At 61.2% G+C, this 14,669-nt stretch carries 12 protein-coding genes and 1 CRISPR repeat array; of the genes, 8 read left to right on the forward strand and 4 right to left on the reverse strand.

Translation table 11 applies throughout. The annotated features are described in order from the left end of the window. Positions 1–2 precede the first annotated feature (2 nt). From BHD06_RS18970 to BHD06_RS19005, 8 genes are read left to right on the forward strand one after another with little or no spacing between them, the layout of a single operon-like run. Positions 3–803: an ABC transporter substrate-binding protein gene (locus BHD06_RS18970; protein ID WP_254892484.1), complete on the forward strand. Its 801-nt coding sequence runs from the start codon at positions 3–5 to the stop codon at positions 801–803. Further along, positions 800–1,783 carry an iron ABC transporter permease gene (locus BHD06_RS18975; RefSeq protein WP_080458547.1) on the forward strand — a complete coding sequence of 328 codons (984 nt, stop codon included), beginning with the start codon at positions 800–802 and terminating at the stop codon, positions 1,781–1,783. The genes BHD06_RS18970 and BHD06_RS18975 overlap by 4 nt, the downstream gene beginning before the upstream one ends. After that, on the forward strand, positions 1,780–2,538 hold the full coding sequence (locus BHD06_RS18980) for an ABC transporter ATP-binding protein (RefSeq protein ID WP_080458548.1): 759 nt from the start codon (positions 1,780–1,782) through the stop codon (positions 2,536–2,538). Before BHD06_RS18975 ends, BHD06_RS18980 begins: the two co-directional genes overlap by 4 nt. Next, positions 2,535–3,191, forward strand: a complete 657-nt coding sequence (locus tag BHD06_RS18985; protein ID WP_080458549.1) for an adenosylcobinamide amidohydrolase — start codon at positions 2,535–2,537, stop codon at positions 3,189–3,191. Before BHD06_RS18980 ends, BHD06_RS18985 begins: the two co-directional genes overlap by 4 nt. After that, entirely contained in the window at positions 3,184–3,822 is a 639-nt protein-coding gene (locus tag BHD06_RS18990) for a MotA/TolQ/ExbB proton channel family protein (RefSeq protein ID WP_080458550.1), read from the forward strand. The genes BHD06_RS18985 and BHD06_RS18990 overlap by 8 nt, the downstream gene beginning before the upstream one ends. Beyond that, the gene (locus tag BHD06_RS18995) at positions 3,822–4,199 is read left to right on the forward strand and encodes a biopolymer transporter ExbD (protein ID WP_080458551.1); all 378 of its coding nucleotides are present in this window, start codon (positions 3,822–3,824) and stop codon (positions 4,197–4,199) included. The genes BHD06_RS18990 and BHD06_RS18995 overlap by 1 nt, the downstream gene beginning before the upstream one ends. Before the next feature lie 4 nt (positions 4,200–4,203). Further along, a complete protein-coding gene (locus BHD06_RS19000) occupies positions 4,204–4,587 on the forward strand; it encodes a biopolymer transporter ExbD (protein ID WP_080458552.1) in 384 nt (127 codons plus the stop codon). Beyond that, positions 4,584–5,555, forward strand: coding sequence for an energy transducer TonB (locus BHD06_RS19005; RefSeq protein WP_080458553.1), 972 nt, complete (start codon positions 4,584–4,586; stop codon positions 5,553–5,555). Before BHD06_RS19000 ends, BHD06_RS19005 begins: the two co-directional genes overlap by 4 nt. A gap of 360 nt (positions 5,556–5,915) precedes the next feature. Then, positions 5,916–8,392: a CRISPR direct-repeat array (repeat unit 36 nt; unit sequence GTTGCGGCTGGACCGCGAATTTTGAACAGCTACAAT). Positions 8,393–8,465: 73 nt separating this feature from the next. Here the strand turns inward: BHD06_RS19005 and cas2 are convergent. From cas2 to BHD06_RS19025, 4 genes are all read right to left on the reverse strand, one after another. Next, positions 8,466–8,810, reverse strand: coding sequence for a CRISPR-associated endonuclease Cas2 (cas2, locus tag BHD06_RS19010; RefSeq protein WP_254892486.1), 345 nt, complete (start codon positions 8,808–8,810; stop codon positions 8,466–8,468). Further along, entirely contained in the window at positions 8,807–9,718 is a 912-nt protein-coding gene (gene cas1 / locus BHD06_RS19015) for a type II CRISPR-associated endonuclease Cas1 (RefSeq protein ID WP_080458555.1), read from the reverse strand. Before cas1 ends, cas2 begins: the two co-directional genes overlap by 4 nt. Positions 9,719–9,795: 77 nt before the next feature. After that, positions 9,796–13,047 (reverse strand): type II CRISPR RNA-guided endonuclease Cas9, encoded by a 3,252-nt coding sequence (gene cas9, locus BHD06_RS19020; RefSeq protein ID WP_080458556.1) that lies wholly within the window; start codon positions 13,045–13,047, stop codon positions 9,796–9,798. A 483-nt stretch (positions 13,048–13,530) separates the two neighbouring features. Continuing rightward, the gene (locus BHD06_RS19025) at positions 13,531–14,625 is read right to left on the reverse strand and encodes a site-specific integrase (RefSeq protein ID WP_139784803.1); all 1,095 of its coding nucleotides are present in this window, start codon (positions 14,623–14,625) and stop codon (positions 13,531–13,533) included. Positions 14,626–14,669 lie beyond the last annotated feature (44 nt).

A 14,669-nucleotide genomic window follows, 5' to 3' on the forward strand; every position in this document is an offset into this window, starting at 1 on the left:
CCGTGGCCGCAACCGAGGCCCCGGCCGACCCGGCTCCGCGCCGGGTCGTGTCGATCAACCTGTGCACCGATCAGCTGGCTATGCTGCTGGCGGCACCGGGGCAGCTTGTTTCGGTCTCCGATCTGGCCGCCGATCCGCACAGTTCCGCCATGGCCGACGCCGCGCGCGGCTATCCGGTCAATCGGGGCCGCGCCGAGGAGGTCTATCTGCTGGCCCCCGATCTGGTGCTCGCCGGGGCCTATAGCGATCCCGCCACGGTGCAGATGCTGCGCCGGGTGGGGCTGCGGGTGGAACAGTTCGACACCGCCAAGTCGCTCAACGACACCCGCGCGCGTATCGCGCAGATGGCCCGCGTTCTGGGGCGCGAAAACGAAGGTGCGGCGCTGATCGCCGAATTCGACGCACGTATGGTAGAGCTTGAGGCCGAGGCTGGCCCCCGCCCGCGCGCCGCGCTCTACCACCCCAACGGCTATACGCTCGGCGGCGGCACGCTGGCGGATGACATCCTGCGCGCCGCGGGCTTTCGCAACCTCGCTGCGGAACTGGGGCATCGCGGCGGGGGCACCCTGCCGCTGGAACAGCTTGTCATGGCCGCCCCCGACCTGTTGATCAGCGCCGCCCCCCTGCCCGGCACCTCGCGCTCCGAGGCGGTGCTGGGCCATCCCGCGCTTGATGCGCTGCGCAAGGGACGCGCCGGGCTGCGCATCACCTCGCCCGACTGGATCTGCGGTACGCCGCATGTCCTGAACGCGGTCGAGCGCCTGACCGAGGCGCGCCGCGTCCTGCCAGAGGGCACGCAATGAGCCGCCTCGCCCTCGCCCTCTCAACTCTTGTGGCGGTACTCTTCGCCGCCTCGCTCACCACCGGGCCGTCGGACACCCCCGCCTTGTCGGACATCTCCGCGTTGGTCCTCGGCGGTGACGGCCCCCTGCCGTTGGTGATGCGCGAGATCCGCCTGCCGCGTGCCCTTCTGGGCCTGATGATCGGGGCAAGCCTCGGACTCGCCGGGGCCGCGATGCAAGGCTACCTGCGCAACCCGCTGGCCGAGCCGGGCCTGATCGGCGTGTCGGGCTCCGCCGCCCTCGGCGCGGTGCTGGCCATCCATACCGGGCTTGCCGCCGCCTTTACTCTTGGCCTGCCGCTGGCGGCGCTTGCGGGTGCGGGCACCGGCGTGTTGCTGGTGCTGATGCTGGCCGGGCCGCGCGGTGCGTCGATCACGCTGATCCTTGCGGGAATCGCCATATCGGCGCTGGCCGCCGCGCTCACCTCGCTGGTGCTCAACCTCTCGCCCAATCCCTATGCCGCCTCAGAGATCGTGTTCTGGATGATGGGCTCGCTTGCCGACCGCTCGATGACGCATGTCTGGGTGGCGCTGCCGCTGATGGTGGTAGGCTGGATCGGGCTTGCGACCCTCGGGCGCGGGCTTGATGCGCTGACATTGGGCGAGGACGCGGCAGAGGCCATGGGCATTCGCCTCACCCGACTGCGCCTGACGCTGGTGCTGGGCACTGCCTGCGTGGTTGGCGCGGCAACCGCCGTGGCGGGGGCCATCGGGTTTGTCGGCCTCGTGGTGCCGCACCTCTTGCGCCCTCTGGTGGGCGCGCGGCCCTCGCGGCTGCTCTGGGCCTCGGCACTTGGCGGGGCGGCGATGGTGCTCGCCGCCGATCTCGCCGTGCGGCTGGTCCTGCCCGAGCGCGACCTGAAATTGGGCGTGCTGACCGCCCTCGTCGGTGCGCCGCTCTTCCTGCACCTGATCTACAAGACACGGGCGGAGATGGCATGACCCTGCTCAGCGTCGATAGCCTTTCGGTGCGGCTGCGCGCGCGGCCCGTCCTCAGCGATGTCAGCTTCAGCGTCGGGCCACGGGAATGCGTCGGCCTGATTGGCCCCAACGGCGCGGGCAAGACGACGCTCTTGCGTGCGATCCTCGGGCTTGTCCCGCATGATGGCCATAGCAACCTTGCCGCGCTCTCGCCCCGCGACCGTGGCCGCGCCGCCGCGTGGATGCCGCAGACGCGCGATATCGCCTGGCCGGTGAGCGTCGAGACGCTGGTCGCCCTGGGCCGCACCCCGCACCTGTCAGGGCTACAGGGCATCAGCGAGGCCGACCGCACCCATGTCGACGCGGCGCTCACCACGATGGGGCTGGACGCCCTGCGCCACCGCACCGCCACGCGGCTGTCGGGCGGCGAACAGGCGATGGTGCTGATCGCGCGTGCGTTGGCACAAGACACCCCGCTCCTCATGGCCGACGAGCCGATCGCGGGGCTTGATCCGGCCAACCAGATTTCCACGATGCAGGTCTTTGCAGGGCTGGCAGAGGAAGGCCGCGCCGTCATCGTCGCGATCCACGATCTGGGGCTGGCCGCGCGCCATTGCACCCGGCTCATTCTGCTGGGCGAGGGCGGCATTGCCGCCGACGGCCCCCCCGATGCCGTTTTGACACCCGACAACCTCGCGCGCATCTTCCATGTCTCGGCGCATTACGCGCACACGCCGCAAGGCCCCGTCTTTCAACCGCTCGAGGTGACCCGATGAGCCGCCTGCACCTGGATCGCCCCTGGCTGTCGCTCGATCTGGGCTGTGACATGCCGGTGCTGAGCTGGGCGGTGAACCGCCCCGGTCAGGTGCGGGCGCGACGCATCCTGTGGCGCGAAGTGCGCAATGCCGACCTGCCCGTGGATCTCGATGTCGAGGCCTGGCTCGACCGTGACCTCGCCGCGCGGCAGGCGAAGGACGCGGTCTGTTTCCTCACCTCCTGCGATATCGGCACCTATCGCGAGGCGCGCGCCACGGCGGGTGCCGTCACCGCCCGCGCCGTGGCCACCGTCGGCCTATCGAATGCCGAGCGCGTGGGCAGTCGCCTGCCCCCCTCGGCGCATGGCTGGGGCACGATCAATATCGCGGTGGTGCTGGATACGGGCCTGACCGACGCCGCCCGGCTGGAGGCGCTGAGCATCGCCACGCAGGCCCGCACCGTCGCCATCGCCGAGACCGGGCTGCGGCTTGCCACCGGCATCGCCACCGGCACCGGCACCGATTGCATCGCCATCGCGGCACCCGAGGGCCCGACGCGCTACGCGGGCCTGCATACCGAGACGGGCGAGGCGGTGGGCCGCGCGGTGCTTGACGCGGTGCGCCAAGGCGCACAGGCATGGACCCGACCGACAAAGGAGGGGCAACATGGATAGCTCCACGCTCATCGGATTTCTGGATCGCGGCGGCCCCGCGCTCTGGGTGATCGCGGCGCTCTCGGTGCTGACCCTCGCGCTCATCCTGTGGAAGGTCTGGCGGCTCTTGCTGACCGGCGCGTGGTCCGGTGCGGTAACCGAACGTGCGGTGGCACTGTGGCAGCACGGCCAAGGCACGGAGGCCACGGCACTGCTGCGCCCACGACGCAGCTTGCGCGCCCGGCTGGCCCTTGCGGCGATGGAGGCGGCAACGGCCCCGCATTGGGGCGAGCGCGAGGCGCGCGAAGACACCACCCGCATCGCCAAATCCCTGCTGAACGAGGCACGCTCCGGGCTGCGCGTGCTCGAACTCATCGCCACCATCGCGCCACTCGTGGGCCTTCTGGGCACGGTGCTGGGCATGATCGCCGCCTTTCAGGCCCTGCAGGACAGCGGCAACAGCGCCGATCCCTCGATCCTCGCCGGCGGCATATGGGAGGCGCTGCTGACCACCGCCGCGGGCATGGCGGTGGCGATTCCGGCCTCGATGGCGCTCACCTGGTTCGAGAGCGTCGCCGACCACGTGCAGGCCGATATGGAGGACGCCGCCACCCGCATCTTCACCACCCCGCGCGAGCGAGGCGCGCCATGATGAGCTTTGGCCAGCCCCGCGCGCCGCGTCGCCCCAGCCTCACGCCGATGATCGACGTGGTGTTCCTGCTGCTGGTGTTTTTCATGCTGGCCTCGCGTTTTGGCCATGACATGACCCTGCCCCTATCCACCGGCAGGAACGGTAATGCCACCTATGATGGCCCGCCCCGCCTGATCGGGATCGCGGCAGAGGGGATCACGCTCAACGGAACCGCTGTGACGCTCGACACGCTACCCGCCGCCCTCGCCCCGCTGATGGACGACACGAACGATGCCGTCGTTCTGCGCCCCGCCCCCGGGGCCGACCTGCAATCGCTGATCGCCGTGACGGATGCGCTGCGCGCCGTCGGTCTGACGCGGCTCATCGTGGTGGAGTAGGGTCATGGACTTCGCCACCCCAAGACGCCGCCGCCCCGCCGAGGCCATCGTGCCGATGATCAACGTGGTCTTTCTGCTGCTGATCTTCTTTCTGATGAGCGCGCAGATCACCCCGCCCGCCCCCTTCGACGTAACCCTGCCCGAAAGTGAAAACGACAACGCGGCCCGTCCCGCCGACACGCTCTACATGGACGCACAGGGGCAGCTCGCCTTCAACACCGCGCGGGGCGAGGCGGTTTATGACGCGATTGCCGCCCGCGCCGCACCCGACACCCCCCTGCAAATCCGCGCCGATGCGCGACTCGAGGCGCAGGCGCTTGCGCGGTTTCTGCCAGAACTCGCGGCGCGCGGCATCGCCGAAATTGAACTTCTGACGGGGATGCCATGATTCGCGGTCTGGAATTCACCGGCTTCCTCGCGCTTGCCGCCGCCGTGCATGCCGGGGTCTGGACCGCCGCCCCCGGAGGCCACAGCGGCGCGGGTGGAGCGCAAGGCAGCGAAAGCGTCACCCTTGAGGCGTCGAGCGCGCAGATGGCCGCGCTGGTCGAGGCCTGGCAGCGCCCGGTCGAAATGATGCAGCAGGCGGTACAGCCCGCACCGCCCATGCGCCCTGACGCGACACCGGTCGCGCTGCGCCCCGACCCCGCCCCCCGGACGGCGGCCACGCCCACGGCACCGCAAATGGCCGCCCCCGACCCGGACCTGCCAGAGGTCGAGGCCGCCCCCCTGTCGCCGCCCGCGCCAGAACTCAGCGACCGCGCGCCCCGAAGACAAGCGCCCGAAACACAGTCGGACGCGCCGCGTACAGCCAGCACCGATGACCGCGCACCGGCTCGCCCCACGATGAGCGCCCGGCTCGACAGGCCCGCCACAACCGACGCGTCCCCGGTGGTCGACACCGCGCCCGCCCTGCCGCGCATCCGACCCGTGGCGCGCCCCGACCGCGCTGAGCCGCGCCGACAGCCCGCACAATCCGCCCCCGCCCTCCCTAGGGAAGTGGCGCGCGGCACTGGCGGGCAAACGGCGGGCGGCACGGCCAAATCTACGCCCGCCGGGACCCTTGATCCCGCCACCCGAAACAGCCTCATGGCCCAATGGGGCGGCAGCATCCGCAGCCGAATCGAGAGGCAGAAACGCTATCCGCGCGGCACCCGCGCAAGCGGCACGGTGCATCTGACGCTCACTGTTTCGGGCGCGGGGCAGCTGCTGGCGGCGCGGGTACGGCAATCCTCGGGCGACCGCGCGCTCGACGCGGCGGCGCTTCAGGCGGTGCAGCGCGCGCGCCTGCCCTCGAAACCCGCGCAATTGCCGGGCAAGCGCCACGCCTTCAACCTGCCAGTGGCGTTCCGCAGATAAGGCAGGCCACAGAACAATGCAGGCCGACCATCGTGACCCGTCGGTCGCGTGGTACCCGCGGCCGGACTCGAACCGGCACCACTAGGTTTTTAAAATCAGATACTTGTGGTAACTAAATTTGTATTGATACCCCCGTTCAAACCACCGGAACCCAAACATGCAAATCGGGAATCAAATACCCTAGACAGCGCGCTTGGTGTGTCACATTCAACTGCTGCAACCAATGGCACGTCCTTCCAACGACGTTGGTGCGTCGTATCGATGAACAGAAATAGCCACGCAGTGCTATTTGTTTTCATCAAATGATTTTACTCCGTATCGCAGCCGTCCGCACTGCCAAAGTCCGTTGCACTAGACCAAGTTGCGGCTGGACCGCGAATTTTGAACAGCTACAATCATGGGCCGTGCGCAGTGCAGGGCTGTGGCGTTGCGGCTGGACCGCGAATTTTGAACAGCTACAATTCAACACGCCGCGAGCGGTTGAACTGAACCGTTGCGGCTGGACCGCGAATTTTGAACAGCTACAATGTGGTGCGGGTGCCGATCTTGGGGGCGGTGGTTGCGGCTGGACCGCGAATTTTGAACAGCTACAATCGTTTTGGGTCGCTCTGTACCCCTGCCGCGGTTGCGGCTGGACCGCGAATTTTGAACAGCTACAATTTGAAACAGGTTCATCGACCCCAGCATTTGGTTGCGGCTGGACCGCGAATTTTGAACAGCTACAATCAAGATCATTGGCCCCGGTCACGAGCAAGGGTTGCGGCTGGACCGCGAATTTTGAACAGCTACAATCAAGATCATTGGCCCCGGTCACGAGCAAGGGTTGCGGCTGGACCGCGAATTTTGAACAGCTACAATCGGTAAACGCAATCTTCAATAACGTGATCAGTTGCGGCTGGACCGCGAATTTTGAACAGCTACAATATGTGGATCGAAACAACCACAGACACAGAAGTTGCGGCTGGACCGCGAATTTTGAACAGCTACAATACGGTCGGGCAGCGCCTGTATTCATCGCCCGTTGCGGCTGGACCGCGAATTTTGAACAGCTACAATAAGTCGCAACTGGTCCCGCTCGGCCTCTGCGTTGCGGCTGGACCGCGAATTTTGAACAGCTACAATCGAGGGTCTGCGGGCCAAGCGCGACAACGGGTTGCGGCTGGACCGCGAATTTTGAACAGCTACAATCTGGGACAATATCAGCAACCGGGCGAAGCAGTTGCGGCTGGACCGCGAATTTTGAACAGCTACAATTTGTCAGACGCCGCAACGGTGGGGCGATCAGTTGCGGCTGGACCGCGAATTTTGAACAGCTACAATCTGCGTTTTTCTGTTCCGCCGGTGTAAATGGTTGCGGCTGGACCGCGAATTTTGAACAGCTACAATAGGCAAGGAAGATGACCGCTGGCTCTGGCCGTTGCGGCTGGACCGCGAATTTTGAACAGCTACAATACATACTTCAACGAGTACCTCGTGCCGGTCGTTGCGGCTGGACCGCGAATTTTGAACAGCTACAATCCCGAAGACCGAGATTCACGCCCCGGTCCAGTTGCGGCTGGACCGCGAATTTTGAACAGCTACAATCGATCTGCGGCGTGTCCTGACCCCGACCGGGTTGCGGCTGGACCGCGAATTTTGAACAGCTACAATTCAACGCCAGCTTGTTGTCCGCGATGATGTGTTGCGGCTGGACCGCGAATTTTGAACAGCTACAATACCTTGCGCAACGCCTGGCGCGACAAGCCCGTTGCGGCTGGACCGCGAATTTTGAACAGCTACAATCCTTGCAAAGCACGTCGCAGTTTTCGAGCGGTTGCGGCTGGACCGCGAATTTTGAACAGCTACAATTGATCCGATGGAATGGGTGATGCAGATTCAGTTGCGGCTGGACCGCGAATTTTGAACAGCTACAATCAGCGCCTCACTCTGGGGGCTACTGCGTCGGTTGCGGCTGGACCGCGAATTTTGAACAGCTACAATCACGCCCGAGTTGGCAAGATAGGTGCAGGGGTTGCGGCTGGACCGCGAATTTTGAACAGCTACAATTGTCGCTACGCTTTCAAAGGAGGTCGGTTAGTTGCGGCTGGACCGCGAATTTTGAACAGCTACAATTATTATTATCCGTTCCCACTTCGAGAATTAGTTGCGGCTGGACCGCGAATTTTGAACAGCTACAATTTACAGCAAGACCAACCCCGGCGAGCCTGCGTTGCGGCTGGACCGCGAATTTTGAACAGCTACAATCGCCAGTGAGATCGCGGCGCAGATGGAGGCGTTGCGGCTGGACCGCGAATTTTGAACAGCTACAATCCTGCCGCCCTATGACATGGAGACCGACAAGTTGCGGCTGGACCGCGAATTTTGAACAGCTACAATCGCTCTGCGCCGCCGCTGCGCCCCCCGCGAGTTGCGGCTGGACCGCGAATTTTGAACAGCTACAATGACGGGTGGCTCGCGCCCGCCACGGCCAGCGTTGCGGCTGGACCGCGAATTTTGAACAGCTACAATCGGCGTGTCGCTGCCCGTGGGGGAAAATGGTTGCGGCTGGACCGCGAATTTTGAACAGCTACAATTCGCGCCACGGTCACGCGGCGCGGCTGGCAGTTGCGGCTGGACCGCGAATTTTGAACAGCTACAATGCATAATAACGCAAGGTCGTTTCCGTTTCGGTTGCGGCTGGACCGCGAATTTTGAACAGCTACAATGCATCGCGCGCCACATGTTGCCCTCGGGCGGTTGCGGCTGGACCGCGAATTTTGAACAGCTACAATGCATGTGGTGGCGGTCAACAGCTGCATCGCGTTGCGGCTGGACCGCGAATTTTGAACAGCTACAATAGACCTCCGGCTAAGTCCTTGTGAAGGAAGGGCTTAAACCGGGGGCTATTGATCTTTTTCGGAACGAATCGCATCAGAACATCACCAGTTGCTGCGGATTTTCACGGGCCTTTCGGCGACCCTGATCCGAAAAGTGAACGATATCGCGATATTGGCGGTCGGTGAAGTTCAGGATTTGCACGTCGCCCGAACTAGGCAACTGATGTTCGATTCGGTTGACGCGGGCGGTAAAGGCTTCCTTGCCATTCACAAACCGGGCGTAGACCGAAAACTGGCTGCGTTCGAAACCTTCGTCGAGAAGAAAATTCCGAAAGGCTGTTGCAGCCTTGCGCTGCGGTTTGGTGTCAGTCGGGAGATCGAACATCACAAGTATCCACATAAGTCGATATCCTGATAAATATGTCACATTCGAAGTCATTGGCCCAACCCCGCGAACGTCAACGAGTCGGGCGGCGCGGGCAGCGCGAGTGTAAGTTTTCCGGCCTCGAAACTCTGCCCCAGCGATGTGGCAAGTTTCATCAAGGCCACCGAAACTGGCGTAAGGCCATCACCTAAGGGCAAGTCTATAGCGATTAGCCTGGCGAGAGATTGCTTGGCCTCGCTATCAACTGTCGCACCACGCGCCTTAGAAATCGTTCTGACAGCACTGTCCACAAGCGGGCGAAACGGTTCCATCAGATCGTCTGCCAGTGCAAAGGCATTGCCGCGATTTGAATGAAACAGGCCGATTGTCGGATGAAGACCTGCGGCCACGACAGCACGGGCGGTGGCGGCGCGCAGAACAGTATAGCCATAGTTCAGCAGGGCGTTTGCTTCCGTTCCCGCCGCATCACGCCGGAAATCCGGGCCCATCATTCGGGGCCAATAGTGCCGGGCGGCCTGTGCCTCAATGTTGGTGCTGTCGCCAGAGGTAATCTTGCGCGCCATCATCCGAAGTGATGCGGGGGGTTCTCCAATTGCCGCGAGTGCTGCGGCCTGCATCAGCACCTTTGCAGTCACGATCTGTTTCCAAGCCTGTTTGATCATCGGTGTCTTGGCCTGCCATTGCGCGCGCATACGTGCGCCTTGCGCGTGGTGGCCCTCAATCGGTAACAAAACAGATTTTGGCGCGTGATTTGAGGAGCAGAGCACAACCGGCGCGCCGCGGCCTGCCAGTTCGCACAGAAGGGATGTGGACCAAGTTGTACCATGGGCGTGAACGATCACTCCGGCGATCTGATTGAGCGGAGTCCGGCCAATTTCCTGTCCGTCCTCCGAAACTTTCAGAAAACCGCGATCCCGCGACAGGTGACGACCGTCAGTCGCAATGTCTATAATCTGGTCCACACGCTATACTCCACGCCCCGCGCGAATCATTAACGTGTTGATAATATTGCAACTCTGTCGATTCACCAAATTCTTGCTTAACTCGGCGCACCCGGATCACGCAGGCGCCCAATTTCATCGACGTAGACGCGGCGCGCTTTGGCTTCGACCAGAGGGCCAGCACTCATCTGAAGAAACCTAAAATCGTCTTCTTTATCACGGTGTCTAGCATCCGCCTTTGCCTCAGTATGTGGAGCGATAAATAGGCCATTGGCGGGGTCAAGTTTTTGTACGTATCCGATGATTGTTTGATTGTCCCTTTCAATAGCAACCATATCCCGCTTGAAGATCCGCAAAAGCCGTTTGGCCGCAGGATGGGGCTTCTTGTCGGCATCAATTTTGTGGGCTTCAAAGGTCGTGATGACCTGTGACACCACCTTTCCATTCGGCAGACGCCAAATTTCATAGCAATGGTTGCTATCGCCCTTGTAAGCTTTGAAAGGCTTGCCATTACTGTCTCGGACCTCGATGCGCGCTCTTTGCTGCAAGGATTCTTCGAGCCGCACACGTCGCAAACCATAGTAGGGATTGTCAGTCCCATCAGGAAGCTTTGAGGTGACCGCGAACTCCGCCAAGGCTACTTCAAATGCCTTGCCCTCTAACCCACGCGTGACCCGCGCGAGATGCCGCTGCAGGTCGACGTCGCGGATATTGGCACCCCTCGTTGTCACTTCAATATCGTTTGGCTTGAGTGACAAAAGCGGTTTACGACTGACCACGGAACTGCCTTCACCAAGCCCATAAGCGGTGTCGTTGTGCAACCGGCCCGAGGTGCTGTCCCGTCCGGCCTTTCGCGCTGCGAAGTCGATACGTCCGTGATCGGCGCGGTGGCTGACGATGATGCGGGTCAACTGCGTTGCTATGTCGGCGCGAAAATCTTCCCAAGGGGGTGGGACGGATCGGGCAACGTCTTCGGCACCTTTCACCTCGTCCCTTTGAGCCATCTTACTGATCCGCTGGATCAGGGAACGATCCGTGGCTGCAACAACGGCGGCATCAATGGCATGGTGGCGGTGATCGGTGCGGTTCTTGGCTTTGACCGCGCCATCCTTGTCGGGCAGCAGGCTGTTCAGCCCCCAATGCCGACGCAGCATTTCAGTCAGGCGTCCGGGCACAACCCAGACGTGGCTCTTGCCGTCCGTCCCATCATACAATGCGTCCAGATAGGTGCGGGCGATGCGCGACAGGTATTGAGTATCCTTCAGGGCACGGGCCGTGAAATCATTCTCACCCTCGAATCGCTCCATCGCATCTGGAGCAAAACGCCAAGCTTTGTTGGCTGGCAGGTTTTTGAGATTGGACTGGATCGCATCCCAAGCGGGCGTGTCGCCCCATGCCTCCCACGGTGTCTTATTGGTTTTGTGGCGATTGTATTCCTTGAGGCAAAGGGTGCGATTGGCAAACCCATCGTCCAGTGTACGCGAGTACGGCAGGATGTGATCGACATCGCAGGAGCCATCGAACAACATCCCCGGACTGATCCGCTTGCCCGAATAAGGGCAGAACCGTTTCATGCAATCGTCTTGGTTGAGATCTTCCCACATGCGCAGGATCATCCGGTTCGCGCCAGTATCTTTCTGGCCCAGTTCCTCTACCAGCTTCTTGCCGCGAGCAATCGCCGCGTCAGTGTTTTTCTTGATATCGCGCTGCACGTCGCGCTTCTGATCCTCGGATAGTTTCAAATCACGGGCAAGCTCCACCACGATCTCATCGGGTTTGCCGTGAACCATGACGATCTTGTTCACCAGCCGCCGCAATTGGTTCAGGCCGATATGCACTGTTGGATTGGTGATGCGGCCAAATCGGGTCACGTCGTCATCATTCTCGTCATAGGAGCCCGGGATCACGTGGCGTTCAAGGATCTGACCATAATAGGGCAGTTCGGTAAGAACCTCCCCCGTGCGCCCGTCGGAATGATGCCACCCGCAAGCCGCCACAGCATCACTATAGGGGATCACCTCCGCTTCCAAAGCAGCCAAAAGTCGCTTTGTCGCGGTCAGGCCTAGACGGCCGTAGCCTTCTGGCAAGGGGGCATTGGCAGTACTTTCAGCATGATCGCGGTCAAGGCTGTGCGTCCCCATTAGCCATTTGACCAGCGCGTCATGCTCGCCATCGCTCTGCACCGCACGGATTCTTTGCACCACGTCCCATTGCCCATCGGAGTCCAGCGTGGACCAACGCGGCCCGAAATGGTTGGGATGCGAAAGGCTGGCCCGCACCGGATCACAGGCGATGGCGTCACGATTGGCAGTTTCGAGGGTAAAGGATTGTCCCGGGCGCAGCTTGATCACCTTGCCAAGCGCCTTAAGCTTCATCGACATGCCCGAAAGGGTTTTGGTATGCGACTTGTTGTCCAGCGCGTGAACAATCGCGTCACGCTCCTCCCGCGTCAGCCCGCGGGCCGGTTCCCCGCGGGCCGCCACCCGCAGGGAGTTCACGATTTCAAAAAGGATACGGCGCTGATTCAACGGATGCGCGCTTGGAATACGTTTGTCTTCTTTGGGAACACCATGCGATCCCGAGAAAAGGCACAGACCAACCGCGGGCGTTTTCAGGGGACGCTGATGAAAGATGATGACAGAGATTTCATCGCGCAGCTCATCTGTCAGGACATCCGGGTAATGCGTGGCCTGTGCTTTCCAGAGTTTCTCGAACTCTTCGGACAGATGCCGCCGATCAGGGTAGAAATCATACCCCGCTTCCTCCTTGTCGGCATTGTCACGCCGCGCGACGGATAGACGGGTGCGCACGGTCGGCACGTGCTTGGGATCGGTGGCTGCGGCGCGGCGCATATGCAGAAATTCCCCATAGGTGCGAGCGCCTTTCGCCATCATCTCCTGATCCAGACGCGCGGTCGCATCCTTGATCTTGCCGCTTTCATTGTCGCCCTTGTCGGCCTTGCGGTTCGATTTGAAACCGCGCCGCTGGTTCAAGTGAAATAATGCGCGTCCGAAATGGGTCAGAGGCAATTCCTGGTCCAGTCCAATTGCGCGCAAAGCATAGGGATCAAGCAATTCCAGAGCTTTGGCCTCGATCGGATCGGCGGGCATCAGCCCCGCCGCAGCCATGCGTTTTATCAGTGCCGCCTTACGTCGCAGGTACCTGTCACGGCGACGACGCTGCGCGCGTGCCGCCCGGCGATCGACGGCCAGTGAAGCTTTGGACTTCGGATCGCGGCCGTCGGAGAATATCCGGACGCCTCCGTCGAGCACCTCGGTAATCTCACCACCATTGGTCGCGTAGAGCCACCAACCGATTGAGTTCGTTCCGATATCAAGACCAAGGCGCATAACCATTTTCCTCTATATAAACCGTGTTAGGAATTATTGACGCCGATGAAAGTTTCTGTCAAGCTTGAAGGATCAAACTACGTGGTCCATGCAATGCTACGCTACAGCCCTGGTGCACCCTAGGTTTCTATACGCAAATCAAAGCAGATAAAGCATAGCGCACGGAAGAGGTTGGGTCCACACTAACTCTGTTTGATTTCTAACTGGCCTGCAAAAGCCGTGTTAGTTGCGGCTTGACTAGAAGACTGAGCTCGGCGAAAATGCAGATGTTCAAAATTCGCGGTCGAGCCGTTAACAAGCATTCGATTGCACCACATTGAAACGCAGGCTACGGCCTGCGTTTCTTGTTTGAGTATTCTGTATCTCAATGAATTTCTTCTCAGATCACCATGTATCGGCGACACTTGTAGGATTTCACACTTTGAATGAAGGGCCAGAACCTGCCCACCTCGCTTAACCGGTCCTAGACAATTCGCAGAAAACTCAAGGGTTTTGTGACGTTCGAGAATTGTGCGGCGAGATTGCATAATCTCTTAAGAGCTTTTCGTGAAGAGACTGCAACGCGTTACAACTCGACACCTGAGAGGCACGGTTATAGTGCTTCTCAGCCATATCCAAAGTCGCGTGGCCGAGGATATCCCGGATAACACCGACATGCACTGGATCGAATTCAGCGATGGATGTCGCCGCGATGTCGCGAAATCTATGGGGTCTCAGATGGCAACCCAGATGGGTCTCCATAAGGGTTCCGAACAACCGCGTGAAACCATCGTAGGCAAACCGATTGCCGTATTGGTTGATCCAAAGACCGAGCCCGCCGTTTGTACCCAGCAATATGGGCCGATGCACGTCCAGATACTCTTGCATCGGAACCGTCAGTTTTTCAGGAAACGGATAATCCCGAGGCCGACCATCTTTCATGCCCTCCTTGGGGAAGTGAAGCGAAAAGCCCTGCCCTCGAACCACGAGGTGCGTGTCTACGTCCATCGCGAGCAAAGCGCGTTTACGAACCGGGCGCGCGATGAGAAAGCCAATGATAAGGGCGTCACGAAAATGGATGGCGCGCTTTTTCTCAGAGAGGCTTGTGTCGTCGCAGACGTCGTCCATACGGCGAAGACTCCAGTTGAATATCTGAGCCGCTGTCAGGGGTGCACGCTTTTTCATGGAAACACTGTCAACTTTGTTTGCGAGACGTTTTGCAACGCGGTGCAACCAAGCCCAATCCTGATCGGGGGCGGCAGCGCGCACCAAGATGCAAATGTCCGCCATCAAGTTGTAGACACTCTGCGGCGCAAGACGGAGCTGACACTCATTTATGTATTTTCTGATCAAGGCAGGTCGCACGCGCGCCAGAGGGCATTCATTCAGAACCTGAACATGATTGCGTGCCAAGAAAGACAGCCATTGCCCATAACCTTGGCGCAGCATCTGCTGAGAGCCCGAACGCCAGTGTGACAACTGCCCTGCATCGTCAAAAATATCGGCTTCCTCGAAGGGTTGTGTCTCGAAAGTGGTTGAAATTCTCCAGCGGCGTCCTCCGAGCGGTTTGATTTGTGCCTGATCAGGCGGCGAGGTCAAGGGTCATGGGCTCGATTGGCTGGTCGAGGGTCTGCCACCCGTCG

Origin of the sequence: Roseovarius sp. A-2 (genome assembly GCF_002072155.1) — a bacterium.
Classification (GTDB): domain Bacteria; phylum Pseudomonadota; class Alphaproteobacteria; order Rhodobacterales; family Rhodobacteraceae; genus Roseovarius.